This window comes from Streptosporangium oxazolinicum (assembly GCF_039537505.1).
Classification (GTDB): Bacteria; Actinomycetota; Actinomycetes; order Streptosporangiales; family Streptosporangiaceae; genus Streptosporangium; species Streptosporangium oxazolinicum.
In genome coordinates, this window is record NZ_BAABAQ010000001.1 from 840,313 (window position 1) to 866,123 (window position 25,811).

Below are 25,811 nucleotides of genomic sequence, written 5' to 3' on the forward strand. Positions count from 1 at the left end.
TGTGAGAAGTTCTTCCATCGATCCTTTCCGGTATGACAACGCCGGTTAAGTGCGAGGAATGCGATGGGCGCGGCTGGAAGATCGTCACGCGGCGCGGACATGTCGCGACCTCGTTTCTAGGAGGTGCGGTCTCCTCACAGGAGGACTGCCTGTACTGCGATGGTCCCGAGCCCATTGTCGAGATGTTCGAGTGGGAGGTCTTCACCTCCGAGGGCGTCGAGCGGCTCGGGCCGTGCGGTACCAGTTCGGGGCAGGCGACCGCGATGGACGAGCTGCGCAAGGCGCTGCGCAGGATGGAGCCGCAACCGGCTCTGTGGGGACGGGTCACGCGACGGGTCTACGACTTCGGCTTGGCGCCAGGCGACTGGTCGCGAGAGGTGATCTTTCACGCCACCGTGGATCTGGCCGGGTCGGTGCGTTTCGAACGGCAGGAACCATGAGTGGGAATCCTCCTCGGCGGGGAACGTCGTGCCTCGCTGAACATCTCGTACCGGCCGCTCCCGGATGCATGCCGTTGACGTGGCACAAGGCGCGGCGCTTCGGGCGGGTCCGGGTGGCGGCCTGGACCTGTCACGAGCATCGGGTGACGTTTTACGAACTGTGCGACGCGGGTGGACTGTCGTTCATCCGCAAGACGGTTCAGGGTAAAGAGCAGACGACGGTGCTTCACAGCGATCCGTGGCCGCCTGCTCAGGCACGGGTGATGTGGATCAGGGTTCTGGCGGGGCTGGCCCGGTAGCTGTTTCCTACTGGTGTGGGTCCTGACAGGACTACCCTCAGCCGATAGTCTGCTTATGCAGACAAGTGGAAGAGCGATCAGGCGGTCAAGATGAGCAAGGATTTCGCCCCTCCGAAGTACGCCCAGGTGATGAGCACGATTCAGGAGCGCATCGAGGCCGGGCAGTACGCGGCGGGTGACATGCTGCCCTCGGAGACGCAGCTCGTTCGGGAGTTCGGGGTAGGCCGTACGACAGTGGTGCGGGCGCTTCAGACGTTGGCCATGCAAGGCTGGATCGAGCGTGAGCACGGCCGCGGTTCGTTCGTGAAGGGCCGCCCGGAGAGCGCCGCTGATCGCATCCGACCGGGGCTGGCCGTGACCGAGCAGGCCGAGAGCGGCGACACGGTCACCGACGTCGCCCGTGTTCCGGCTCCTCGCCACATCGCCCGTCTTCTCGGTGTCGAGGACAAGACGCCGGTGATCTCGCGTCGACGGGTGGCCAAGCAGGGGGGGCGGCTGTCGGCGGTGGAAACCCTGTGGTTCCCGCTGGAGATCGCGCTGGGCACCGACATTGACAAGCCCGAACCGCTGCCCCGAGGGGTGCGCCATCATCTCCAGGCGGTCAAGCACCTGCGCTTCGATCACGTCACCGAGCGGCTGACCGCGCGCAACCCCACCAAGGAAGAGGCCGAGTTGCTCGCCTCCCCCAAGCCTGTCCTTGGGGTTTTGGCCACCGTGCATGACGCTGCGGGGACCGTGCTCCTGGTGATGAGTGTGGCGCTGCCTGGTGACCTGCACGAACTCCAGGACGTCTACCCGGTGAACTGAGGTTCTTCTCGGCCTACTCCACTCATTCACTTGTGCGGACAAGTGGGTGTAGGCTACTCTCGACTTAAGCGGACAAGTGAACAACCGGACATCTGGTTGCCGCTGAATGAGAGGAACCGACATGGCCATCCAAGGCCCTATCCCCGTCCACTTCGGACAGGTCTTCCCGCACGGCTGCTTCATCGTCGGCGAGGTCGAGCAGGTCAAGGACTTCGACGCCTCGTCCAAGGGCCGCACCGTCTACGCCAAGGACAAGAACACCGGAGAGCTGGTGTGGCAGGTCGCCGTCATGGACGCCGACCCGACCGTCAAGGCCGGCCAGAAGACCGTCTCGGTCAAGATCCTGTCCCCGATCCAACCGACCGTTCCGGCCGCGCTGCCGGGCCTGCCGTTCGTGCCGGTGGAGTTCGACGGGATGACCGCCACCGCCTACGTCGCCCAGAACACCGGACGCCTGGCCTGGTCCATTCGAGCCACCGCGATGCGTCCTCCCCGCACCGCGGCGGCTCCCGCTCGGCAGAGCGCTCAGGCGCCGGTCAAGGAGACGGTCGGCAAGGACGTGGCCACATGAGCGAGCACAAGCCCTACACCTACGTCACCGCGTCGATCCACGAGGGCGTCACCCGATTCAACGTCTCCTTCTACACCTCGGACATGTCAGCCAAGGCACTCGGAGGCGACGGTGGGCGACCGTTCCTGACCCTGTCCAGCGCCGAGGCACAGATGACGGTCACCACCACGGGCGGCGGACCGGTCACCGAGCAGGACGTGACCCTCGCGCGGGAGATCTTCACCGCTTCCGCGCGCTACCTGGCCAGCTGCGAGCGCCTCCACGCGGAACAGCCGACCAACCTCACCAACCAGACCACACCGCCCGGTGAGGTCGCGGCCTGACACGTAAGCGGGGCCGCCAGAAGCGCCAACTTCCGGCGGCCCCTCGGTTCTCCCTCTCACGCGAATTCAAGGAAGGCCTCCAGCCTAATGTTCAAAAAACTGCCCGGAGACGAGGCGCAGAACCTCGTCTCCACCACCCCCGATACCGCTGTCGTCTTTCGCCCGGCCGTCCTCCGTACCCCGGCGATCGTCACCATTGTGATCTTCGCGTGGCGGCTGCTGGCCGGTGCCCTGCGGCTGTTGTGGCGCCACCCCATCGCCTCGGCCTTCGTGCTCACCCCCGTTGCAGTCACCTACTGGTACGGCTGGCGTTGGGGCCTCGGCCTGGTCACCGCAACTCCTCTCGGCCTCACCGCCTGGTTCTTCCTCGCTCGTCCCTCGTTCCTTCGCCTGCTGGGCTGGCGTCTGCTGGCCTGGTGGCGGCTGGTGTGGGTCTACCGGCGGCACTGGCAACCAGTGATGATCATCTCTGGACTCGGACGTCACTTACGCGGCCGGGACTACCTGCCTCGCGTCGTCCGCGTCAGCTGCACCTCGTGGGCCGACGTGGTCACGGTGCGGATGCTCACCGGGCAGGCGGTCAAGGACTGGTCCGACCGCACCGAGCACCTCGCCCACGGGTTCGGCGCTCGCTCCTGCCGGGTCTCCATCGCGCGCTCGGGCCGGCTGCTGCTCGTCTTCCCCCGCCGTGATCCCCTCGCCACTCCGCTCCCGGCCGTACCGGTCCCGGATGAGGCGTCGGTGGGGCCGGTGGAGGTCGGCAAGTGCGAGGACGGCAAGCCCTGGCTCCTGAAGGTCCATGGCACTCACGTCCTGGTCGCCGGGGCCACCGGGGCGGGCAAGGGCTCGGTCATCTGGTCGGCGATCCGAGGCCTGCTGCCCGCCACGCGTGCGGGCCTGGCACAGGTGTGGGCGCTGGACCCCAAACGGATGGAGCTGTCCTACGGGCGTGACCTGTTCGGCGACCGCTACGCCGCGAGCCCGGCTGACTGCGCCGATCTGTTGGAAGCTGCGGTGAAGATCATGCAGGAGCGGGCCGACCGCTACGCCGGACTCCAGCGCTCCCACACTCCCACCGTCGATGACCCGTTCGTCCTGGTGGTGGTCGACGAGGTGGCGTTCCTCACCGCCTACCAATCCGACAAGGGCCTCAAGCTCCGCATCTCCGCCGCTCTGGCGACGCTCACCACGCAGGGCCGCGCGGTCGGCTTCGGTGTCCTGGCAGCTCTCCAGGACCCGCGCAAGGAGGTCATGAACATCCGCAACCTGTTCCCCGACAAGATCGCACTCCGCCTCGATGAATCCGAGCAGGTCGACATGGTCCTCGGCGACGGAGCACGCGACCGCGGGGCACTGGCCGATCACATCTCCCCGATCCCTGAGCAGGGCGCCGGTATCGGTTACGTCCGGCTGGAGACCTCACCCGACCCGATCCGGGTCCGTGCCGCCTACGTCTCCGACAGCGACATCCGCGCGATGGCCATGGAGGTGACCGCGTGAAGGTCTGCTTCTACGGCACCGACGAGGAGATCACCCGCATCTGTGAGCGGCCCATCCTCGCCGTCCTGGGACGGCATCACGCTCAGCCCGTCCTGGCCTTTGAGCTGTTCAACGTCCGCGTCACCACCGACCCGTACCAGACCACGTTCCGGCTGGTGGCCGACCTGTCCGAAGTACGGGAGAGGGGCGAGCGTGACTGAGCTGGCCTACATCCTTGACGGCCTGCGCTGCGCGGCCTGCCACGCGGTCAACACTCTGTGGCTGGACCTGCTCCGCGGCCTGGTCGAGTGCCGCGAATGCGGACAGGGCGCGCTCCTCGACCACGACCAGGAGGCGGACGCGTGAGCAACCCCAACGACCGCAGCCTGTCGCGCGCCGAGCGTCAGAGGATGCCGCTCGCGCTGGATGTGGCGGTGGAGATCGCCAAGCACAACGGGGTGTGCATCCGGCCGGTGGTCCTGCGTCGGCTGGACACCCGCACCGGGCTCACCGAGGACGTCAACGTGCCCTGCGGGGCCACCATGGACGCCAAGTGCTCGTCGTGCGCCCGACGTAACCGCTACCTGCGGATGGCCCAGTGCCGGGAAGGCTGGCACCTGGAAGCCGAACCCTCGACCACCCCGGATGAGCCCAACGAGGAACAGCTCTGGCTGGTGGAGTTCCGCGCCGACACGCAGGCCCAGCGCGATGCCGCAGAGAAGGCCAGCGATGACACCACCGACCTGGACGCGATCCTCAGCGGACTGGATGCCGAGATCACCGCAGCCGGGATGCGCGGCACTCTGCTCGGCCGTACTACCGCCAAGCGCAACCGTTCGACCAGGCGACGCCAGGACGCCCCCGACCTGCCCAGGAAGGTCCGGCAGAACACCACCCTGGGACGGACATTCACCAATTCTGACGGGATGGTCTACCGGCCGTCGCTGTTCGTCACGCTCACGCTTCCCTCATACGGCAAGGTGCGCAACGGCGTGCCCGTCGATCCGGACGGCTACGACTACCGACGGGCGGTCCGGGACGCGCTGCACTTCTCCAAGCTCGTCGATCGCTTCGTGCAGAACCTGCGCCGCGTCGCGGGCTATGACCTGCAGTACTTCTCCTCCGTCGAACCACAGAAGCGGCTCGCGCCGCACCTGCACATGGCCATCCGGGGCACCATGCCGCGCACCGAGGTCAAGGCGATCGTGGCGGCCACCTACCACCAGGTGTGGTGGCCCTCGGTCGACGAGGTGCGTTTCGAGGGCGATCACCTGCCGGTGTGGGTCGAGCGTCCCGCGCGGGAAGACGGCACGCCTTACCCAGACGGACAGGACGGCGACTACCTCGATCCGGTTACCGGGGAAGTGCTGCCCACCTGGCGCGAGGCGCTCGACCGGCTCGACGCCGACGAGGAGGCCGAACCGCTGCATGCGGTCCGCTTTGGTGACCAGGTCGACGTTCAGGGTGTCCTCGGTGGCACCCCGGATGCCGACCAGTGCATCCGCTACCTGAGCAAGTACCTGACCAAGAGCCTCGGCGACACCCTCGACGCCGACAACCCGGCCCAACGTGACCACGCGGCCCGCATGGTCGAGGCGCTGCGTTACGAACCCTGCTCTCCGGCCTGCTCGAACTGGCTGCGCTACGGAGTCCAGCCCAAGAGTCCCAAGGCGGGCATGGCGCCGGGTCGGTGCCGGAGCAAGGCGCACAAGCCCGAACACCTCGGCTACGCGGGACGGCGCGTCCTGGTCTCCCGCAAGTGGTCCAACAAGACCCTGTCCGAGCACAAGCGCGACCGTCGCACCTGGGTTATGGAAGCCCTCGGCCTGGCCGACGAGCCCGTCGACCCACACCGCTACGTCTGGAAGCCCGTCCCGGCCGGCGACGGCAACATCCCCTCCCTGGCCCTGCGACTGCTGCGCATGGTCGCCGAACGCCAGCGCTGGCGAGCAAGCCTGGTCGCTCTCCAGGTGAAAGCCACCGGCCAACTCACACCCGACCTTTCGGCAACGAAGGAGGCGGCATGACGAATGACCTCGATCACCTGCTCCTCCGGCCGGAGAGGGCGGCGGAGCTTCTCAGCATCGGCCGGACCACGGTCTACGCACTGATGCGGTCGGGCGCTCTCCGCTCGGTCCGTGTCGGCACCCTCCGCAGGATTCCCCCGACCGCGCTCGTCGAGTTCGTCGCGCATCTGGAAGAGGAGCAAGCAGCATGAGCACCAAGAAGCGTGGCCACAACGAGGACTCGATCTACAAGGACGGCGACCGGTGGCGCGGGGCGATCTCCATCGGATACGGGCCGAACGGGGAGCGCCTCCGCAAGAAGGTCTCCGGCAAGACCCGACCCGAGGTCGTCGAGAAGATTCGGAAGATCCGTGAGGGCATCGCCAAGGGTCTGCCGGTCCCCGACGACAAGATCACCGTTGGTGCTTTCCTCGACCGCTGGCTGTCGACGCTCCCCGGTCACATCGCGGATTCGACCTTGGACGACTACGAGGACACGGTGCGGCTCCACCTCAAGCCGGGGCTCGGGCGGCACAAGCTCACCGCGCTGACCGTCGCCCACGTCGATGCCCTGTGGCAGGCCAAGCGGGCGAAGTACAAGCCCAACAGTGTCCGAATCATGCGGGCCGTCCTGCGCAAGGCGCTCGGGCAGGCTGAGCGTGAGGGCCTGGTGGCGCGGAATGTCGCGGCGCTGTCGATGCCTCCCCGGCTCAACACCGACGAGGGTCGTACGCTCACGATCGACCAGTCGCACAAGCTTCTCGACGAGGTCACGGAGCATCGAATGGGGGCGCTCGTCCTCCTGGCGCTCGTCTTCGGCCTTCGCCGCGGTGAGGCTCTCGGGCTGATGTGGAGCGGCTTCGACCAGGAGGCCAGGACCCTGCGTGTGGCACACGCGGTGAAACGGATCAAGAACCGCACCCCCGGCGCGGAACGTAAGACCAAGCTCGTGATCACCGAACTCAAGACCAGGAAGTCACGCCGTACGCTCTGCCTGACGCCCGAATTGGTCGACGCGCTCAAGCAGCATCGGGCCACGCACAACGCGGAACGTCTTCAGGCCGGAGAGGAATGGACCGAGCACGGGCTGATCTTCCCTTCGATGCTCGGCAATCCGTCCGACCCCGACACCTTCTCCCACCTGTTCTCGAAGCTGGCGCAGAAGGCTGGCCTCGGTCACTGGCATCCGCACGAGCTGCGGCATTCCGGGGCCTCGCTCATGCTCGCCCAGGGCACGCCGCTGCACGTCGTCTCCGACGTCCTCGGGCACGCGAGCATCGCGATCACCAAGGATGTCTACGGGCATCTGATGGAGGGGGACAAGCGGGCGGCGTCGGCGACGATCTCCGGGGCTCTGCTGGGCAGGTCCGCGCCTTTGGCTCCCAGGTTGGCTCCCACAGACGCCGAAGAGACCGGCTGAGCGACACAACGAAAAAGGCCCCTGACGGCGTAATGCCTGTTCAGGGGCCTTCTTGCATGTGTGCGGCCGGAGGTACTCGAAACCCCAACCTTCTGATCCGTAGTCAGATGCTCTATCCATTGAGCTACGGCCGCTCGCTGCGTAAGCAAGCATAGCGGGTTTTGGGCGATGCCTCGAACCGGTTAAACGATCGCCCCTGGATCCGCCGGTCGGCGCCGGGTTCTTCGGCGGGGGCGGGGATCCGGCAAGGGGGCGGGGATCCGGCAGGGGGCGGAAGCGGTGGGCGGGGTCAGGCGGCCTGGAGGATCGAGGTGAGGACGCCGGGGAAACGGGTCTCCATCTCGGCGAGGCGGAGTTCGTGGCGGCGGAAGCTGCCTTCCGGGGTGACGCGGAGGAGACCGGCCTCGCGGAGGACTTTCAGGTGGTGGGAGAGGGTCGACATGCTCACGGGGACGTCGAACTGGCCGCAGACCACCCCTCCGGCCTCGGCGAGCTGGCGGACGACCGAGAGGCGGACCTCGTCGGCGAGGGCGTTCAGCATGCCGGGAAGTGTGACGGAGGCCACGTCCGGGTGGTGGAGGGCTCGCATGGGCCGATCCTAACCGAGGATTTCGAGACTTTGACAACCATCGAAGTCAGCCACACAATTCGATGCATGTCGAAATCCCACAGGAGGCAGGATGACCCCCGATGACGTGCTCTCCACGACGAGGGCCGTGCGCAGGCGCCTGGATCTCACCCGGCCCGTCCCTCGCGAGCTCGTCGAGGAGTGTCTCAAGCTCGCCGTACAGGCTCCGACCGGGCGAAACCGCCAGCGCTGGCACTTCGTCGTGGTCACCGGGCGGGAGCGGCGGGAGCGGATCGCGGAGCTGTGGCGGGAGGGAATGAACCGCCCCGGGACCCCGATGCCGGAGGAGGACGCGCGGCGGGCGTACGCGTTCCCCGGCTCGATGGAGCGGGTGTGGGAGGGGGCGGAGCACCTGTACAGGCACATCCACGAGGTCCCGGTGTTCCTCATCCCGTGCATCACGGGGCGGACCGAGGGAGCGAGCGTGCACGAGCAGGCCAACACCTTCGGCTCGATCATGCCCGCCGTCTGGAGCTTCATGCTGGCCGCGCGGGCCAGGTCGCTGGGCACGGCATGGCTGGGGCCGCTCCGCCTGGAGCGGGAGGCGGCCGGGGTGCTCGGCATACCGTACGAGAAGGTGATGCAGGTGGCGTTCGTCCCGTTGGCCTACACGATCGGGACCGATTTCAAGCCCGCGCGCCGGGTGCCGATGGAGGAGGTCACGCACTGGGATCACTGGTGATCCCAGTGCGGGCGTCGACGGCCCTTCCCGCGGTGCCCGGGGCGTCCGTCGGCGCTGACGAGGTGCCGGTGCGCCGGATACATCCTTGTGTGTACGGGTGACCCGTCCTGCGCCGGACCCGCGGACCACGTCGGGGTGATGAGATGGGAGGCATGAGACGAGACGACGCGCTGTGGGCCGTGGCGTGCCTCGTCGGTGGTCTCCTCCTGCTCGCCGCGGACGCCTACCAGCACCGGTGGGCCTCCGCCCCGCTGTTCGTCGGGCCGCTGGCGCTCGCGTGCGCGGGGGTCGCGGTACGGCGGAGCAGGCCGCTGCTCTCGCTGGGACTGGGGGTCGTGGCCTTCCTCGGTGACTTCGCCATGGGCCCGTCCCTGGGTACGGTCCTGATCGTCACGGACAACCTCTACGCGGGGGTCAGGTACGGTCCGCGGGTGCTGGGCAGGTGGATGCTCGGCGTCACCTCGGTGATCGCCGTCGTGGCGGGCGTGGTCGCGGGGGCCCTCTACCAGCACTGGTCGGCCGCCGCCATCTTCCTCGTCCAGGGGGGCCTGGTCGGGGTGACCCCCGTCTTCACCGCCATGCTCATAAGGCAGTTGCAGGACCAGGCGTTGTCCGAGCGCGCGCGGGCCGAGCAGGTGGCGCGGCTGGCGGAGCTCGACCGGGCGGCGGCGGTGCAGGCCGAGCGGACCCGGATGGCGCGAGAGCTGCACGACATGATCGCCAACCACTTCAGCGCGATCGCCATCCAGTCCACCGCCGTCCTCTCCCGCAAGGACCTGGACGCGCGGGCCGTACGGGAGGTGCTGGCGTCCATCAGGGAGAACAGCGTCGAGGGCATGGGGGAGATGCGTGCCATGATCGGGCTGCTCCGGCAGGACGGCGAGGAGCCGGAGGCGACCAGGCGGCGGGTCGCCGAGGCCGGAGAGCTGGCCGAGAGGGCGCGGGAGGCGGGACTCGACGTCCGGATGCGCGTGGACGGCGACGCCAGGGAGCTACCCGCCTCGGTCGACCTGGCCGCCTACCGGATCGTCCAGGAATCGCTGACCAACGCGCTCAAGCACGGCGGCAAGGCCGCCGATGTGGTGATCGGCTATCGGCCGGGGCTGGTCACGCTGACCGTGGACAACCCGATCGACGGCGCGGAGCGGGGGCTTCCCGGCGCGGGTGCGGGGATCATCGGCATGCGGGAGCGTACGGCCCTCGTCGGCGGGGTTTTCGAGGCCGGCCCGTACGACGACGGCTGGCGCGTCCGCGTCGAACTGCCCACCCGGGAGATCGCGTGACGGGCCGGACGTCCGGTTCAGGGGACCGCACGACAGGCCGCACGACGCGGACGCCCAACCCCGGGAGGCCGGGTGACGACCTGCACGCCCGGCCCGGAGATCATATGACCGCCCGACCCCCCGCCCGGGAGATCGCATGACCATCCGAGTTCTCGTCGCCGACGACCACGCGGCGGTCCGTACCGGCATCGTCCTCATTCTCGACGGCCACGAGGACATCGAGGTCGTCGGCCAGGCCGCCAACGGGGAACAGGCCGTCGCGATGGCCCTCGACCTCCGTCCCGACGTGGTGCTGATGGACATCCGGATGCCGAAACTCGACGGGATCTCCGCGACGCGCGAGCTGAGCGGGATCGCCGACGTGCTGATCCTGACCACGTTCGACATCGACGAGTACGTCTTCGGGGCGCTGCGGGCCGGGGCCGCCGGGTTCCTGCTGAAGAACACCGACGCCGACGCCCTGGTGGACGCGGTGCGGGTGGTGGCCAGGGGGGAGGGACTCATCGCGCCCGCGGTCACCCGGCGGCTGATATCCGCCTTCGGCGCGTCGGTGCCCGAGCGCAGGTCGTACGAGGTCGGCGTCCTCACCCCGCGCGAGCGCGAGGTGCTGGCCTGCATCGGGCGGGGCCTGTCGAACGCGGAGATCTCCGCCGAGCTGGACATGGCGGAGGCGACGACGAAGACCCATGTCAGCCGGTTGCTGAACAAGCTGGGTCTCCGCAGTCGCGTCCAGGCCGCGATCCTGGCCCAGGAGCTCTCCACGGAGAGGTGACCGGGAAAAGTCAGAGGCCCTCCGCCGGGACGTACAGGGAGAGGGTCTCCGCGACGCAGGCGGGCCTCTTCTCGCCCTCGATCTCCACGGTCATGCGCACGTTCGACAGGTAGCCCGAGGGGGTGCCCTTGAGGTCGACGAGCTCGGCCCCCGCGCGGATCCGCGCGCCGACCGGGACCGGCGCGGGGAAGCGGACCTTGTTGAGCCCGTAGTTGATGCCCATGGCCAGGCCGCCCACCTGGAGCAGTTCCGATGTCAGGGAGGGCAGCAGTGACAGGCTCAGGTATCCGTGGGCGATGGTGGCGCCGAACGGCCCTCGCTTCGCCCGCTCCACGTCCACGTGGATCCACTGGTGGTCGCCGGTCGCGTCGGCGAACAGGTTGACCTGCTCCTGGGTGATCTCGCGCCACTCGGTGTGGCCGAGGTGTTCCCCGACGGTGGCCTTGAGCTCGGTGATGTTGGCGAAAATCCTCATGTCCGGAACTTTATTTCGCTGGGGGCGCGGCGAGAAGGTTCACGGCCCCGCGCTCCCCGTTGTCGCGCGCCCACCCCGGCACGCCGCACCCCAGCACGGCCCACCCCGGCACAGCGCGCCCCGCCCCGCGCGGCGACGAGATCGGGGGACGTCGCAGGGGCGCGTTCCGGTGCGTCCTCTTTCAGGTATCCCCGGCGTACCGATTTCCGGCTGGCTTCTGGCGGCTTTTCGTACGGTCCGCATCTTGTTTTCGCTGTACGGCCCGCGACGCAACACCGCCCGTTCACGCGGGTTCCCTAGCGTGCCCGCCATGAGACGACGCATGACGATCACCATTGGCGCGGCTGTGCTGGCACTGGCGGTGTCCGCACCGGCGGTGGCCGACCCCGGGCAGCCCGGCTCCGGCCTTCCCGCCGCCGACAACGCCGGGACCCAGCAGGCGGATTCGCAGCGGACGGAATCCGGTCACCCCGGGTCCGGTCACCCGGGTTCCGGTCACTCCGGTTCGGGTCACTCCGGATTCGGGCGCGCCACGCTGACCGGGTTCGCATCCCTGCCCGCGCTGACCTTCGTCCCCGGCAGCGAGCCGTCGGGGTCCAAGCTCGGCACGGCTCCCATCAACGGGGTGACCCCGCCGTTCGCCGGGCAGCCGGTGCAGGGCTTCAGCGGCATCGTGCGGCGGCACGACGGCACCTTCGACGTACTGTCCGACAACGGTTTCGGCGCCAAGGACAACAGCGCCGACTTCCTGCTGCGGGTGCACCGGGTGAAGCCCGACTTCCGCCGCGAGAAGGTGACGGTGCTGGGCGGATTCAACCTGAGCGACCCCGACAGGCGCGTCAGCTGGCCGCTGACCCGGCCGGACCGGAAGCTGACCGGCGCCGACTTCGACGTGGAGTCGATCGTACGGACCGTCGACGGCACCTACTGGATCGGGGACGAGTTCGGCCCGTTCCTGCTGCACTTCTCCGCCTTGGGCAGGCTGCTCGAGGCTCCGATCCCGCTGCCCGGCGTGAAGGCCCCGGAGAACCCCTTCCTCAACGGCGAGCAGCCGAACCTGGGGCGGAGCAAGGGCTTCGAGGGCATGGCGCGCTCGGTCGACGGCCGCACGCTGTACCCGCTGCTCGAAGGCACCGTGACCGGCGACGCCGCCGGGACGCTGCGGATGAACGAGTTCGACCTGCGCAGGCGGTCCTACACCGGCAGGCGCTGGACCTACCGGCTGGAGGGCCCCGACAACGCGATCGGCGACATGATCGCGGTGGACCGGTACCGGTTCCTCGTCATCGAGCGTGACAACCTCCAGGGGGACGCGGCCAAGACCAAGCGGATCTACATGGTGGACACCCGCCACGCGGACCTGCGCAAGACCCTGGTCGCCGACCTGCTCGACCTGGCCAACCCGCGTGGTCTGGGCGGGTTCGGGGAGACCTTCCGCTTCCCGTTCCAGACCATCGAGGACGTCGTGATCCTCGACGACCGGACCCTGGGGGTGCTGGACGACAACAACTTCCCGTCCTCCGCCGGCCGTACCCCGGGCAAGCCCGACAACAACGAGTTCATCACCGTGCGCCTGTCGCGTCCGCTCCAGGCCGACATCCGCGTCTACCGGTAACGGCTCGCTCGCGAGCCCTCCCTCCCCTTCCGGAGCCGTTCCGGACCCCCTCCGGGGAGGGAGGGCTCCGTCTTTTCCCCGCCTTCCGGGGAGGGGCCCCACTTTCCGGGGAGGAGCCGCCGCGTCGCCGCCGCGACCCGGTCCGGTGAATTGCGGGCGGCACTGCTTCCCCTACCGCACGAACAACTATGACAAAATCGTAAATAGCAATAGATAAACTCCCATCAGCATTCACAGTGCCATTTATTTGCTCTACCTCAACCGTTTCAATACGCTATTTCATGGTCCGAGGGGTATCTCCTAGCTGCTGCCACTTATGGGGCAGTGAGGGATATCAGATGTTTTCGGAACCAGAAACGAGATGGGGAAATATCGTGCTTCCTCGAAAGAGCGGACGGGCACCGGGGCCGAACTCCGGCAGGCAGGTGGGCGTCCTCGCCATCGCGGCAGTCGCCGGCATCCTCATGACGTCGACCCAGGTACCGGCCAACGCCACCATCGGGCAGGCCCAGACGCTCGGCTCGATCTCACAGCCGAACGCCGACAGCAATCCCGGCGGCCAGTTCACCCGCCGCCCCGACCCCTCCCGCAACCAGCATCGCGGACGCGAGATGAGGCCCTCCGACAGGTGGCGAGGAAGGTGGCAGCGCCACCAGGACCGCCCCAACGACCGTTACCGCGGGCGCAGGGGTGACAACGCGGCACCCGCCGGGCGCGAGCGCCTTTCCCGCTCCGAGAGGATGATGAGGGACCTCCAGGAGGACCCGTCGTTCCCGGAAATCATCGTCCGCGAGAAATAAGCCCGAAGGGCCACTCCCCCCGGCCCGCCGCGACGGAACACGAGACGCGGCGCGCGGCGCGGGAACCCACCGGGTGACCGGTACGGCACGACGAGGAAAACGGCCGGTCGGCCACCCCCGCCCCCGCCCCGATCGAGCCGTGTGTGCCGTACCGGTGCGCACCGGTACGGCACACGGCAACCCCTCCCCCCTCCCCGCGGCGCCGTTCCCGCTCACGACCGCTCCCGTCGTCCGGGATCCCGCACGTCGGGAGCACGTCGGAACGAGCGGAACGAGGGGGCCGGAACGGAGTCGAGGCCCCATATGGCGCGGGCCGCTCCCCCTTCCCACCGGCAATCCTGAAATCAGCCATTGAACACTATGAACGAATAATCATTATAAATGTAACTAAATCGTAGATGAGGCGCAGGTTTTCCTTCACAACACTGTTTATTTGCTCTTCCCGAACTATGGCGGAGCGTTGTCCACATAAGCCTCGGGTATCTCCTGTTCGTCGTCACTTCCGTGGCCGCGTGACAGGTCCGAATAAATTCGGAATTAGTAATGATATGGGGAAATAACGTGCTTCCTCGTAATAGCAGATGGACGTCAGCCCTTTCCGGTAAACGCGTCGGCGCTCTGGCCGTCGCAGCGATGGCCAGCATCCTCGTGATGTTGTCGAATCAGGTGCCGGCGAACGCCACCGGGGAGACGAACCTTCTCAATTTCGCATCCCACAGCGACAACGGGGACACCGGGGGCTCCGGCCGTAAATCCCGTCCTCATTCCGTGAACCATACGGAGAAGCCCATTCTTCGCCCGTGCCGACCCTGCCGATGCGCAAAGGGAGCCCGTAACTGCGAATGCCCTACGGGCGGTCGCGGGAACAGGTGTGACAGGGAACACCGGAACCGGCGCTGGGTAGGGAAGCTGAATGACAACAGCGACAACAACAACGACGTCGACAACGACGGCAGGGTGAGCGCCACCCCCATCAGGCCCGCCATCCCTGGCGCGCCCCCTGCCACCGGCCTTCCCACCGCCACCAGCTCCACCAGCGCAGTGGCCGGACCCGCGGGACCACCCGGACCCGCAGGGCCACCCGGACCCGCGGGACCACCTGGACCCGCGGGTCCACCCGGACCGGCAGGACCACCCGGACCCGCGGGAGCGAACGGCCTCGCGGGAGCGGACGGACTGCCCGGACCCACCGGCCCAGCGGGACCAGCGGGACCGCCCGGACCGGCGGGACCATCCGGACCCGCGGGAGCGGACGGGCTGGCAGGACCTCCGGGAGCGGACGGATCGGCAGGACCCACCGGCCCGGCGGGGCCGACAGGACCGACAGGACCGGCGGGACCTCGCGGACCCGCGGGAGCGACAACGTTCGCGACACCATCCAAGCCCACAGCGGCAGGGTGCGCCGTGGCCAGTCCCATGGTCGCTCTCCAACCTGTGTGCGCCGTGGCTCCTGTCAGCGTCGCTGTGGCTCCCGTCAGCGTCTCCGTGGCCTCTGTCGGTGTCTCCGTGGCTCCCGTCAGCGTTCCCGTAGCCGCTGTCGGCGTTCCCGTGGCTCCCGTCGGCGTTCCCGTGGCCGCTGTCGGCGTTCCCGTGGCTCCTGCCGGCTTCTCCGGGCCTCTCTGTCTGCCCAGTGACTCCACCACCGTCGGCCTTCTCAGCACCTCGGAAATCGTCGGTTGCCGGTAGCCCGCGGCGAGGCCGCGTGCCGCGCTGAGAAGCGCGCGGGACAGGACGCGAGCCGCTTCGGCACGGGTACGACCTCGCGAAATCCGTACGGCACCGGATCGCACCGTCGCACGGCGCGGACGTAGCCGACCGGCACGGCCACCGCGTGATCCACCGGGTAGGGGAAACCGGAGATCACGCGGTGGCCGTGCCGACGCGGAGTCGTCGGCACGGCGATCGAACGTCGGCGTCCCAAGAGAACGTCGGTGTCTCCACGAGGGCATTGACACCTCCACGAGAGCATCGACGTCTCCAGGAAAGCCTCAGAGCGTCAGCGTCTCCAAGAGCATGACAAGTTGGTTCCAAGATGGTTCTCGCAGACTTTGTCCGCCGACCCCGGCACAGGACGAAAGATGCTCACGATGAATGCCACAGACCGCCCGTACACCCATGAGATGGTGATAGTCCACCGCGTCTTCCGGCGAGAATCCGGTTTGATGCCGCGGTTCGTCCGGGCGGTGCCCGAAGGCGACACGGCTCGCGCGGCCGAGATCGCCGAGCACTACCTCGACTACGCCGAGGGCCTGCACCATCACCACGCGGCCGAGGACGAGCTGGTGTGGCCGCTGCTGCTGTCGCGGGTCCGGCTGGAGACCGACATGGTGGTGCGGATGGAGGACCAGCACCAGCGGATCGACGAGACCCTGACCCGGATCGCCGGGATACTGCCCGAGTGGCGGCTCACGGCCGCGAAGGGGACCGGCGAGAAACTCGCGATCGCGATGGAGGAGCACCGCGCCGCCCTGATCGAGCACCTGGACGACGAGGAGCGGCATGTGCTCGCACTCATCGCCGAACACATGTCGGTCCCGGAGTGGGAGGCCGTCGGCGCCCGCGCGGTGGAGCAGATCGCCAAGGAGAAACTGCTGCTCTCGATGGGCGCGATCCTGGAGGAGGCCACCCCGGAGGAGCGCCGGTTCTTCCTCGGCAAGTTACCGGCCGTCGCCCGGCTGCTGTGGAGAACCGTCGGCCGCCGCCAGTACGCCAAGCGGGTGCGGAGCCTCCGAGGACCGCTGCCGGCGTAAGCCCCTCACGGGACGCGCGGCTCACTCCTGGGCGCGGGGAAGAACGGCCGTCATGACCAGGCCGCCACCCCCGCGCGGGCGGGCCGTGACGTCGCCACCGTGAGCCCGAGCCACCGAGCGCACGATGGACAGGCCCAGGCCCGCGCTCTTCGCCGTGACGAGGCGGTCGGCACCCAGGCGGCGGAAGGGCTTGAAGAGTTCCGGGACGTCGTAGGGCGGTACGGCGGGCCCGGTGTTGCTGACCTCCACCTCGACGCGTCCGTCAGGCGTGGTACGGCTGACGACCCGCACCCAGCCGGTGCCGTCCCCGGTGTTGTGCCGGATCCCGTTCTCGACCAGATTGTGCACCAGGCGTTCGAGCAGGAGCGCGTCCCCGCTGGTGGGCGCGTGACCCGCCGCCTCGTGCACGGTGATCTTCGCCTCCTCCGCCTGCCAGGCGGTCTGCCCGATCACGTGGGACACCACGTCGGCCATGTCCACCGGTGACCGGTCGGCGATCTCGTGCTCGGCACGGGCCAGCAGCAGCAGTCCCGAGATGAGCTGCTCGTGCCGGGCGTTGATCTCCAACAGGCTCTCGCCGAGCTGCTTGACGTCGGACGACGCCGCCCTGCGGTGCATGGCCAGCTCGACCAGCGCCCGGTTGAGCGTCAGCGGGGTGCGAAGTTCGTGCGAGGCGTTGGCGACGAACCTGCGCTGACCGTCGAAGGAGTGGTCGAGCCGCTCGACCATGGTGTCGAAGGCGTCGGCGAGCTCCTTCACCTCGTCCTCCGGCCCGCGCAGCGCGATCCTCGCGCGCAGACCGTGGTCGGCGACCGTGGTGACCGCGATCCGCCGCGCCGTGTCGGTCACCCGGCGCAGCGGGGCGAGCACCCGCCCCGCGACCACCCACCCGAGACCCGCGGCGGCGGCACCGACCACGGCCAGCGCGACCGCCCCCTGGGTGAGCAGCGAAGTGGTCGCGGCGGTGCGCAGTTCCTCCTCCTGCCGCTGCAGCCATTGGATCGCCTCGGGGCCGGTGAGCATGTGGCCGTTCATGTTGATGAGGATCCTTTCCCTCGGCCCGCCCCTGACTCCCCCGTACCTGTCGACGAAGGACTCGGCCAGCTGCTGGTCGAACAGCAGGTAGGTCACGCCGAGCAGGGTCAGGCCCGCGGCGAGGAACAGGGCGCCGTACACGAGGGTGAGCCGGGTCCTCAGCGTGAGGCGCGGCAACCTGTCGATGATCACGCGATCCGGTATCCCTCCCCCGGCATCGTCTCGATGACCGGCGGTTCCCCGAGTTTGCGCCGAAGCTTGAGGATGGTGAGGCGCACCACCCCGGTGAACGGGTCGGCGTGCTCGTCCCACGCCTTCTCCAGCAGTCGCTCGGCGGAGACGAGCGCCCCGTCGGCGCGCAGCAGTTCGGTCAGCACGGCGAACTCCTTCTTCGACAGCGGCACGTACCGTTCGTTCCTGAACACCTCCCGGCGGGCGGGGTCGAGGGTGATCCCGGCCCGCCGCAGCACCGGCGGCGCGGCCGGTCGCGAGCGCCGTCCCAGCGCCTGGACGCGGGCGGCGAGTTCGGCGAAGGCGAACGGTTTGGCCAGGTAGTCGTCGGCCCCCAGGGACAGCCCGGCCACCCGGTCACCGATCTCCGCAGCGGCTGTGAGCATCAGCACCCGTGCGGTCGACTCCGACTCGACCAGTTCCCGGCAGACGTCGTCGCCGTGCACGAGGGGCAGGTCGCGGTCGAGAACGACCACGTCGTAGTCGTTGACCGCGATGCGTTCCAGCGCCGCCTCGCCGTCGTGCGCGGTGTCGACCGCGTGCGTCTCGCCGCGCAGCCACTCGGCTATCGCGTCGGCCAGCATGCGCTCGTCCTCCACCACCAGCACTCGCATCGCGTTCTCGCGCCCCCTCGTCGTGTACGGCGTCGTGTACGGACGAGGTGATGGTGACGTACGCGGTGTTTGCTCGCCGTTAGCGCCGATGGAAACGCGACCGAAACGCGCTCCCCTGTTGCATCACCTCTCGAACGGCCGGCGGAGAACCGGCCGTCGGGACACCGTCGGGACACCATCGGAAGACCGTCGGAACACCGTCGGAAGAGGAGAGAATCATGAGAGTCCTTGGCGCGCTGGCGCTCGCCCTGCTCCTGGTGGGGTGCGGTACGGCCGGCACCGGCGCGGACGTGGCGTCCACGGGCGGCGGTGGCGGCAAACCCGCCGCGAGCAGTGCCGCGCCGAGCCTGGACCAGCACGAGAGGGGCATCAAGTTCGCCCAGTGCATGCGGGAGAACGGCGTCGACATGGCGGACCCCGAACCCGGCAAGGGCGTCACCATCCGGGCCGACAGGAGCGTCGGCAAGGAGGCGATGGACAAGGCCATGGCGGCCTGCAAGGAGTTCTCCCCGATGGGCGGTTCCGGACCGAACGGGCCGGACCCGCAGCGGGCGGAGTCGATGCGCAAGTTCGCGCAGTGCATGCGGGACAACGGCGTGGAGGACTTCCCGGACCCCGAGAGCGGCGGCGGGCTGCGCGTGACCGGGGCCGTCGGAGAGGACCCGGACTTCCAGGCCGCGCAGGAGAAGTGCTCGAAGGAGTTCCTGCCCGAAGCGGGTCAGGGAGGCTCCTGATGGACACGACCACGCTCCCCCCGAGATGCGCCCACCCCCCGGGAAAGCTCCCGACGAACACGAACACGAACACGGTGACGCTGAGACGTGCCCGCCCTCGTCCACCCCGTCAGGAGGGCTTCTGATGGGCACGGCCACCCTCGACGACGGGACGGACATGGACGCGTCCCCTCCCCGCTCGCGGCGACGCGACCGCCTCGGCCGTGGCAAGAAGATCGCCGGACTGGCCGTCGCGGTCGTCATCCTCGGAACGGCCGCCGCGGCCACGAGCGGCATGGTCGGTCCGGGCGGCACCGGAACGGACAGGACGGCGGGCCTCCTGCCTCCGGCCACCACCCCGGTGAAGCGGCAGACGCTCGCCGACACGCGGGACGCCGACGGCGAGCTCGGCTACGGCCCGGCCTCCACCGCGGTGAGCCGACAGCCCGGCACGGTCACCTGGCTTCCGGACAGCGGCGCCCAGGTCACCCGTGGCAAGCCGCTCTACAAGGTGGACAACGAACCGGTGGTGCTGATGTACGGCTCGACGCCGGCCTATCGCGACATGCGGATCGGCACCGAGGGGCCGGACGTCAGGCGCCTGGAGCGCAACCTCCGCACGCTGGGCTACACCGGCTTCACCGTGGACGACGAGTACACCGACGCCACCGCCTCGGCGGTCATGCGGTGGCAGGACGACCGGGGCCTGGAGGAGACCGGCGTCGTCGAGCTCGGCCGGGTCGTCTTCGCCGACGGCAAGGTCCGCGTGGACAGCCTGGAGGCCGAGGCGGGCCAGCCCGTCGCCCCCGGCCAGAAGGTGCTGACCTACACCGGGACCACCAAGGTGGTCACCGTCCAGTTGCGGGCGGAAGATCGGCGAATGGCGAAGAAGGGGGCCAAGGTGTCGGTCACCATGCCCGACGGCGGGAGGGTGGCCGGCGAGGTCACCGATGTCGCCACGATCATCGAGCCCGGGGAGGGACCGAACGCGGACCCGGAGACGAGACTTGAGGCGCTCGTCTCCCTCAGCCGCCAGAAGGCGGCGAGCGGCCTCGACCAGGCCGCGGTGGACGTGACCTTCACGGCGTCCAGGCGCGAGGACGTGCTGACCGTACCGGTCTCCGCGCTCGTGGCGCTGAGGGAGGGCGGATTCGGCGTCGAGGTCGTCGAGGGCACCGGGTCCCGCTACCTCACGGTGAGGACGGGCCTGTTCTCCGGCGGCCGGGTCGAGATCTCCGGGGACGGCCTCGCCGAGGGCATGACCGTGGGGATACCGAAATGATCTCGTTGTCGGATGTGACCAGGGTCTACCCCGGCGGGGTCACCGCGCTGGCCGCGGTCTCCCTGGAGATCGGACGCGGCGAACTCGTCGCCATCGCCGGCCCCTCCGGCTCGGGCAAGTCGACGATGCTCAACGTCGTCGGCACGCTCGACCACCCCTCCTCCGGAACCGTGCGCATCGACGGGTACGACATCTCGAAGCTGTCGGACAGCGGGCTCTCCGCGTTGCGGGCGACGCGGATCGGCTTCGTCTTCCAGCACTTCCACCTCGCCGCCAGGGTCCCGGCGCTGGACAACGTGGCCGACGGTCTCCTCTACACCGGCCTCGGCCTGCCCGAACGGCGCCGCCGCGCCTCGGCCGCGCTGGAACGGGTCGGGCTCGGCCATCGCCTCGACCACGAGCCGCACGAGCTGTCCGGCGGTGAGCGGCAGCGCGTCGCCATCGCCAGGGCCGTGGCCGGGGACCCCCCGCTGCTCCTCGCCGACGAGCCCACCGGCGCCCTGGACTCCGTCTCCGGAGCCGGGGTGATGGAACTGCTGCGCGATCTGAACGCCTCGGGCACCACCATCGTGATCATCACGCACGACCGGGAGATCGCCGCGAGCCTGCCCCGGCAGGTGCGGATGCGCGACGGCCGGATCATCTCCGACTCCGCGGACGGCCGGATCGTCGTCGACTCCACGACCGTCACCGACTCCGCGACCGATTCCGGTCCGGTGACCGGTTCCAGTCCAGTGATCAGCTCAAGCCCGGTGATCGGCTCCGGCCCGGTGATCGGCTCAGGCTTCACAGCCGTCCCCGACTCCTCGACCTCCTCGACCTCCCCGAGCCCCCCGGCCTCCGCGACGTCGAGAACCCCGGGGCCTCCGGGAACCCCGGCGGCCGGGTCACCGCGGCGTGCCGGATCCGGGGTGGCGTGATGACCGTGATCGATCGGGCGGACCCGCCGAGGCTGGTCCCGGCCAGGATGCGGCCGCGCGACGTGATGCGGGTCGGCGCGGTCGGCCTGCGCACCCGCCCGCTGCGGGCGTTCCTGTCCGCGCTCGGAGTGGCCATCGGCATCGCCGCGATGGTCGGCGTGGTCGGCATCTCGTCCTCGTCGGGCGCCGAACTCGACCGTACGCTCTCGGCACTGGGCACGAACCTGCTCACCGTCTCGTCCGGCCGGACACTGCTGGGCGAGGCGGCCAAGATGCCGGTGGACGCCGAGGCGATGATCGAGCGGATCGGTCCCGTGGAGTCCGTCTCCGCGGCCGGACGCGTCGATGACGCCAAGGTCTACCGGTCCGAGGAGATCTCCGAGGCGCAGACCGGGGGTATCTCCACCCATGCCGCCCGCCTCGACCTCCTGTCCACGGTGAGCGCGACGGTGCGCAGCGGCACCTGGCTCAACGGGGCCACCGAGCGCTATCCGGCCGTGGTGCTCGGATCACGGGCGGCGGAGCGGCTCGGGGTGGGCGCGGCGGCACCCGACGCCCAGGTGGTCGTCGGCGACGTACGGTTCACCGTCGTCGGAGTCCTCGCCCCGGTGCCGCTCGCCACCGAACTGGACGACGCGGCGCTGGTCGGCTGGCCGGTCGCGGAGACGGCACTCGACTTCGACGGGCACCCCACGACCCTCTACACCCGCTCCGACGAGTCGCGGCTGGAGTCCGTCCGCTCGGTCCTGGCCGGTACGGCGAACCCGCAGGCGCCCAACGAGGTCGATGTCTCGCGCCCGTCCGACGCCCTCGCCGCCAAGCAGGCCACCAACCAGGCGTTCACCGGGCTCCTCCTCGGGGTCGGCGCGGTCGCGCTGCTCGTCGGCGGCGTCGGGGTGGCCAACACCATGGTCATCTCGGTGCTGGAACGACGTCCGGAGATCGGCCTGCGCCGCTCGCTCGGTGCGACGCGCGGGCAGATCCGCACGCAGTTCCTCGCGGAGTCGCTGCTGCTCTCGGCCCTGGGCGGGGCGGGCGGGATCCTCCTCGGCACCGGCGTCACCGCCGGATACGCGCTCTACCAGGGCTGGCCGGTGGTGCTCCCCGCCTGGGCGACGATCGGCGGCCTCGCGACGACCCTGTTCATCGGTGCCCTCGCCGGCCTCTACCCGGCCGTCCGCGCCTCCCGGCTCTCCCCGACAGAGGCACTCGCCACACCGTAGAACGCGCTCGTCCCCACCGCGAGGAGACCTCCCGTCCCCGTCTCCACCTCCCGGAAAGTCCGCCGCGGCCCGTGATCGGCGCCCCGGCCCCACGGGACGACCCGCCGGCCGGTGTGGTTTGGTCTACGCTTTGGTCCATGATCACCGCCTGAGTTCGGTCGCCGGAACAGCACTCGCCGATGGCGCGGTAGCCGTACCCACGTGACCCCGAGCCGTGGCGGCCGGGTACGGCGGTGCCGTACCCGGCGCGCGGAAGGAGCGTGATTGTGCAGTTCAAGGTTCTGGGTCCGTTGCACGTCCGATCCGGCGACGCCACCCCGGCGCTGGGGCCGCCCAAGCAGCGGCTCCTCCTCGCGGTGCTGCTCGGCCACCCGCACGGCTTCGTCTCCGTCGACCACCTGGTCGACGCGCTGTGGGGAGCCGCGCCCCCGCCCTCCGCGGAGGCCAACATACGGCTCTACGCGCGCGGCCTGCGCCTGGTCCTGGGAACCCAGCGGATCCTGCGCGAGGGCCGCGCCGGCTACCGGCTCGACGTCGAGTGCGGCGAGGTCGACGCCTGCCGTTTCGTCGGGCTCGTCCAGGACGGGCAGGCGGCCCTGGCGACGGGCGACGCCACCGGGGCCCGGCGGTCGCTCGGCGAGGCGCTGAAGCTGTGGCAGGGGCCGCCGTTCTGCGACCTCCCCGCCGAGGCCGCCCTGCGCGAGGAGCGGTCCCGCCTGGAGGAGTGGCACATGGTGGCCCTTGAGCGACGGATAGAGGCGGACCTGCGCCTGGGACAGGACGCCTCCCTGGTGGCCGAGCTGACGGCGCTGGTGGACCGGAACGCCTTCCGCGAGCGGCTGTGGTCGCACCTGATGCTCGCGCTCTACCGGTCCGGCCGCCAGGCGGAGGCCCTGGAGACCTACCGGCGGGCACGCGGGATCCTCGCGGACGAGCTGGGCCTGGAGCCCAGCCGGGAGCTGCGCTCGATGGAGAAAGCCATCCTCACCGCCGACCCGTGGCTCTGGAACGCGGCCGAGAACCGGCCGCTCCGGGTGGACACCCGCACCGCTTCGGCACGTCCGCCCGCGTCCGGCCATCGGGAGGTGCCCGCCCAGCTGCCGGCGAGGCCCCTCGGATTCGTGGGGCGCGACGGTGAGCTCGCGCGCCTGAACGAGATCGCGTCGGGCGCCGACGAGGAAGCCAGGGTCGTCGCCGTCGTGGGACCGCCGGGGGTGGGGAAGACGGCCCTGGTGGTCCGGTGGGCTCACACCGCGCGTCACCTGTTCGGCGACGGGCAGTTCTTCGTGGACCTGAGCGGGTTCGGGGTCGGCAGACCGCTGGACCCGGGCCTGGTGCTGGAGCGTTTCCTGCGCGTCCTGGACGTACCGCTGTGGAGGATCCCCGCCGACACGGAGGAGCGGGCCGCCGTGTTCCGGTCGCTGGTGGCCGACCGGCGGATGCTGGTCGTACTCGACAACGCCGCCTCGGCCGCGCAGGTGCGCGCGCTGCTTCCCGGGGCCGCGCCGAGCCTGACACTGATCACCAGCAGGCTCCGCCTGGACGGGCTCGCCACCACGCACGGCGTCCCGAGGATCCCGCTCGGACCGCTGCCGGTGGCCGACGCCGTCGCCCTGCTCCGGGACCGGCTCACCCAGGCGAGGCGCGACACGGGCGATGTCACGGGCAGCGTCACAGGCGGCGACACGGGCGACGTCACGGGCAGCGACACAGGCGGCGACACGGGCAGCGTCACAAGCGCCGACTCGAACGGCGACACGGGCGCGGAGGAGCTCGCCGAGCTGTGCGACCGGATCCCCCTCGCCCTGCGGATCGCGGCCTCCCGCCTGGAGATGTCGGCGTACGATTCGGCCCTGCCCGCGCTGGTGGCGGAGATGACCGACGAGCGCGTGCGCCTGGACAGGCTCGCCGTCGACGAGAACGAGATATCGATCCGAGCGGTTCTGCGCGCCTCGCTCCGCTCGCTGAGCGAGCCGGTCCGCGGGATGTTCCGGCTGCTCGGGCTGCATCCCGGCCCCGAGCCGTCCCTCGCCGTCGCCGCGGTCCTGGCGGGTACGGCGGCCGACGAGACGCGAGATCTGCTCGACCGGCTCGTGTCCGTCCACCTGCTCGCCCCCGTGTCCGGCGGCCACTACGCGATGCACGACCTGGTGAGGATCTACGCCCGTGAGCGTTTCCTGGCCGAGGAGAGCGCGAGTGAGCGGGAGCGGCGCATGACCGCGCTGCTGACCTGGTACCGGGACGCCGCCAACGCGGCCGACCGGGTGCTCCGGCCGAAGGAACGGCCCAACTTCACCTCCCCGACCCGGCCCGTGGGGTTCGCCGACGCCGCCTCCGCCCTGGCCTGGTTCGACGCCGAAGCCGCGAACCTCGACGCCGCGGTACGGCGCGCGGCGGAATCACATCCGGCGCTCGCCTGGCAGATCGCGGCGGCCATGTTCGGGTGGCTGAACCGGCGCCACCACGCGAGGCAGTGGGCCGACCTCTACACCGTCGCGGCGGACGCCGCCGCGACGGCCGGAGATCCCGCGGGCGAGGCGATGATCACGGGCCGGCTCGCCATCGTGCACAGCCTGCTGGGCGACACGGAGCGCGCCGTCTCCGCGTGCCACCGCGCGCACCGGCTCCGGCTCGGGCTCGGAGACACCCTGGGAGCGGCCACGGCCCTGCTGAACCTCGCCGCCGCGTACATCAACGCCCACCGCCCGGAGGAGGCGATCCGGTGGCTGGAGGAGGCCGGATCCCTGGGAGCGCGACTGCCGGACGCCCACCACTTCACCGCCCTGCTGCACAGCAACCTGGGCGAGGCCCACCATCTCGCCGGACGCCTCACCCAGGCCATGAGCCACTACCGGATCTCCCTGGAGATCAGCGAGACGGGCTGCGGCGACCGGGACATCGCCCAGATCCTGGTCAGCATGAGCGCGCTCCATCGCGACATGGGCGCCCATGAGGAGCCGATATCGTGCGGGGAGCGCGCCCTCTCACTCGCCACCCGGACCGGTGACACCCTGCTGCGGGCGGAGGCGCACGAGGCGCTCGGCCTCGCCCACGCCTCGCGGGAGCGTACCGGCGCCGCCGTGACCCACCTTGAGGCCGCCCTCGCCCTCTTCGAGGACCTCAGGCACCGCAGGGCCGGAGTGGTACGCGACCACCTCGACCGGCTCGGCGTCGCTCCGGCCGGTTGAAGGGTGTCTCACGGACAGCCGTATATACATGACATATACGGCGCGTATCCGACCCGATGACACGATCTCGATAGCCGGTCTCCCGATCAGCTCCTCGGGAGAAATCATGATCACTATATCCCGGCCGCGGTCGGACGCTCAGCCCTCTCCCGGCTGAGACCTCGGCCGCGGCGCCGTGACGGGGCGCGACCATCGGGGCGCCGCGCACCGTTGACGTACGAAACCGTGATCACCAACCGACGGCGACCACCCGCA

26 protein-coding genes and 1 tRNA gene are annotated in these 25,811 nt (G+C 69.7%); 22 read left to right on the plus strand and 5 right to left on the minus strand.

What is annotated here, in order from left to right:
- Positions 1-32: 32 nt before the first annotated feature.
- The 11 genes from ABD817_RS03900 (at position 33) to ABD817_RS03950 (ending at position 7,345) form a co-directional block, all read left to right on the plus strand.
- Positions 33-440, plus strand: a complete 408-nt coding sequence (locus tag ABD817_RS03900; protein WP_344915006.1) for a hypothetical protein — start codon at positions 33-35, stop codon at positions 438-440.
- A gap of 68 nt (positions 441-508) precedes the next feature.
- Positions 509-739, plus strand: coding sequence for a hypothetical protein (locus ABD817_RS03905; protein WP_344915008.1), 231 nt, complete (start codon positions 509-511; stop codon positions 737-739).
- Positions 740-829: 90 nt separating this feature from the next.
- Positions 830-1,546: a GntR family transcriptional regulator gene (locus ABD817_RS03910; RefSeq protein WP_344915010.1), complete on the plus strand. Its 717-nt coding sequence runs from the start codon at positions 830-832 to the stop codon at positions 1,544-1,546.
- Between the two features lie 121 nt (positions 1,547-1,667).
- Entirely contained in the window at positions 1,668-2,117 is a 450-nt protein-coding gene (locus ABD817_RS03915) for a plasmid replication, integration and excision activator (protein WP_344915012.1), read from the plus strand.
- Complete coding sequence (locus ABD817_RS03920; protein WP_344915014.1) at positions 2,114-2,440, plus strand: hypothetical protein; 327 nt, start codon at positions 2,114-2,116, stop codon at positions 2,438-2,440. Before ABD817_RS03915 ends, ABD817_RS03920 begins: the two co-directional genes overlap by 4 nt.
- A gap of 87 nt (positions 2,441-2,527) precedes the next feature.
- Positions 2,528-3,940 carry an FtsK/SpoIIIE domain-containing protein gene (locus tag ABD817_RS03925; RefSeq protein ID WP_344915016.1) on the plus strand — a complete coding sequence of 471 codons (1,413 nt, stop codon included), beginning with the start codon at positions 2,528-2,530 and terminating at the stop codon, positions 3,938-3,940.
- On the plus strand, positions 3,937-4,140 hold the full coding sequence (locus ABD817_RS03930; protein ID WP_344915018.1) for a hypothetical protein: 204 nt from the start codon (positions 3,937-3,939) through the stop codon (positions 4,138-4,140). The genes ABD817_RS03925 and ABD817_RS03930 overlap by 4 nt, the downstream gene beginning before the upstream one ends.
- Positions 4,133-4,285, plus strand: a complete 153-nt coding sequence (locus tag ABD817_RS03935) for a hypothetical protein (RefSeq protein WP_344915020.1) — start codon at positions 4,133-4,135, stop codon at positions 4,283-4,285. The genes ABD817_RS03930 and ABD817_RS03935 overlap by 8 nt, the downstream gene beginning before the upstream one ends.
- Positions 4,282-5,946, plus strand: a complete 1,665-nt coding sequence (locus ABD817_RS03940) for a replication initiator (RefSeq protein ID WP_344915022.1) — start codon at positions 4,282-4,284, stop codon at positions 5,944-5,946. The genes ABD817_RS03935 and ABD817_RS03940 overlap by 4 nt, the downstream gene beginning before the upstream one ends.
- On the plus strand, positions 5,943-6,137 hold the full coding sequence (locus ABD817_RS03945; protein ID WP_344915024.1) for a helix-turn-helix domain-containing protein: 195 nt from the start codon (positions 5,943-5,945) through the stop codon (positions 6,135-6,137). Before ABD817_RS03940 ends, ABD817_RS03945 begins: the two co-directional genes overlap by 4 nt.
- Entirely contained in the window at positions 6,134-7,345 is a 1,212-nt protein-coding gene (locus ABD817_RS03950; protein WP_344915026.1) for a tyrosine-type recombinase/integrase, read from the plus strand. The genes ABD817_RS03945 and ABD817_RS03950 overlap by 4 nt, the downstream gene beginning before the upstream one ends.
- Before the next feature lie 61 nt (positions 7,346-7,406).
- Here ABD817_RS03950 and ABD817_RS03955 read toward each other — a convergent pair.
- Together ABD817_RS03955 and ABD817_RS03960 are read right to left on the minus strand one after the other, a co-directional pair.
- A tRNA-Arg gene (locus tag ABD817_RS03955) sits at positions 7,407-7,479 on the minus strand.
- Positions 7,480-7,634: 155 nt separating this feature from the next.
- On the minus strand, positions 7,635-7,934 hold the full coding sequence (locus ABD817_RS03960) for an ArsR/SmtB family transcription factor (protein WP_329426880.1): 300 nt from the start codon (positions 7,932-7,934) through the stop codon (positions 7,635-7,637).
- Positions 7,935-8,025: 91 nt separating this feature from the next.
- On the opposite strand from ABD817_RS03960, the gene ABD817_RS03965 reads away from it, so the two are divergent.
- The 3 genes from ABD817_RS03965 to ABD817_RS03975 all read left to right on the plus strand — a co-directional run bounded on the left by ABD817_RS03965 (position 8,026) and on the right by ABD817_RS03975 (position 10,710).
- Positions 8,026-8,655, plus strand: a complete 630-nt coding sequence (locus tag ABD817_RS03965; protein WP_344915030.1) for a nitroreductase family protein — start codon at positions 8,026-8,028, stop codon at positions 8,653-8,655.
- Positions 8,656-8,807: 152 nt separating this feature from the next.
- Positions 8,808-9,938 carry a sensor histidine kinase gene (locus ABD817_RS03970; protein WP_344915031.1) on the plus strand — a complete coding sequence of 377 codons (1,131 nt, stop codon included), beginning with the start codon at positions 8,808-8,810 and terminating at the stop codon, positions 9,936-9,938.
- Between the two features lie 136 nt (positions 9,939-10,074).
- Complete coding sequence (locus ABD817_RS03975) at positions 10,075-10,710, plus strand: response regulator (protein WP_344915033.1); 636 nt, start codon at positions 10,075-10,077, stop codon at positions 10,708-10,710.
- A 10-nt stretch (positions 10,711-10,720) separates the two neighbouring features.
- Here the strand turns inward: ABD817_RS03975 and ABD817_RS03980 are convergent, their stop codons facing one another.
- The gene (locus ABD817_RS03980) at positions 10,721-11,185 is read right to left on the minus strand and encodes a MaoC family dehydratase (RefSeq protein ID WP_344915035.1); all 465 of its coding nucleotides are present in this window, start codon (positions 11,183-11,185) and stop codon (positions 10,721-10,723) included.
- A 322-nt stretch (positions 11,186-11,507) separates the two neighbouring features.
- Here ABD817_RS03980 and ABD817_RS03985 point away from each other — a divergent pair, with 322 nt between their 5' ends.
- The 3 genes from ABD817_RS03985 (at position 11,508) to ABD817_RS03995 (ending at position 16,350) form a co-directional block, all read left to right on the plus strand.
- A complete protein-coding gene (locus tag ABD817_RS03985; protein WP_344915037.1) occupies positions 11,508-12,800 on the plus strand; it encodes an esterase-like activity of phytase family protein in 1,293 nt (430 codons plus the stop codon).
- A 374-nt stretch (positions 12,801-13,174) separates the two neighbouring features.
- Positions 13,175-13,600 carry a hypothetical protein gene (locus ABD817_RS03990; RefSeq protein ID WP_344915039.1) on the plus strand — a complete coding sequence of 142 codons (426 nt, stop codon included), beginning with the start codon at positions 13,175-13,177 and terminating at the stop codon, positions 13,598-13,600.
- A gap of 2,120 nt (positions 13,601-15,720) precedes the next feature.
- Positions 15,721-16,350 (plus strand): hemerythrin domain-containing protein, encoded by a 630-nt coding sequence (locus ABD817_RS03995; protein ID WP_344915040.1) that lies wholly within the window; start codon positions 15,721-15,723, stop codon positions 16,348-16,350.
- A gap of 21 nt (positions 16,351-16,371) precedes the next feature.
- Here the strand turns inward: ABD817_RS03995 and ABD817_RS04000 are convergent, their stop codons facing one another.
- The gene (locus ABD817_RS04000) at positions 16,372-17,577 is read right to left on the minus strand and encodes a sensor histidine kinase (protein WP_344915042.1); all 1,206 of its coding nucleotides are present in this window, start codon (positions 17,575-17,577) and stop codon (positions 16,372-16,374) included.
- Positions 17,574-18,230, minus strand: coding sequence for a response regulator transcription factor (locus ABD817_RS04005; protein WP_344915044.1), 657 nt, complete (start codon positions 18,228-18,230; stop codon positions 17,574-17,576). Before ABD817_RS04005 ends, ABD817_RS04000 begins: the two co-directional genes overlap by 4 nt.
- A gap of 218 nt (positions 18,231-18,448) precedes the next feature.
- Here ABD817_RS04005 and ABD817_RS04010 point away from each other — a divergent pair, with 218 nt between their 5' ends.
- The 5 genes from ABD817_RS04010 to ABD817_RS04030 all read left to right on the plus strand — a co-directional run bounded on the left by ABD817_RS04010 (position 18,449) and on the right by ABD817_RS04030 (position 25,556).
- Positions 18,449-18,964, plus strand: a complete 516-nt coding sequence (locus tag ABD817_RS04010) for a hypothetical protein (protein ID WP_344915046.1) — start codon at positions 18,449-18,451, stop codon at positions 18,962-18,964.
- A gap of 124 nt (positions 18,965-19,088) precedes the next feature.
- Complete coding sequence (locus ABD817_RS04015) at positions 19,089-20,225, plus strand: efflux RND transporter periplasmic adaptor subunit (RefSeq protein ID WP_344915048.1); 1,137 nt, start codon at positions 19,089-19,091, stop codon at positions 20,223-20,225.
- Positions 20,222-21,145, plus strand: a complete 924-nt coding sequence (locus ABD817_RS04020; RefSeq protein WP_344915050.1) for an ABC transporter ATP-binding protein — start codon at positions 20,222-20,224, stop codon at positions 21,143-21,145. Before ABD817_RS04015 ends, ABD817_RS04020 begins: the two co-directional genes overlap by 4 nt.
- Positions 21,145-22,368, plus strand: a complete 1,224-nt coding sequence (locus ABD817_RS04025; protein ID WP_344915051.1) for an ABC transporter permease — start codon at positions 21,145-21,147, stop codon at positions 22,366-22,368. The genes ABD817_RS04020 and ABD817_RS04025 overlap by 1 nt, the downstream gene beginning before the upstream one ends.
- Before the next feature lie 266 nt (positions 22,369-22,634).
- Positions 22,635-25,556 carry an AfsR/SARP family transcriptional regulator gene (locus tag ABD817_RS04030; RefSeq protein ID WP_344915053.1) on the plus strand — a complete coding sequence of 974 codons (2,922 nt, stop codon included), beginning with the start codon at positions 22,635-22,637 and terminating at the stop codon, positions 25,554-25,556.
- Positions 25,557-25,811: the final 255 nt, after the last annotated feature.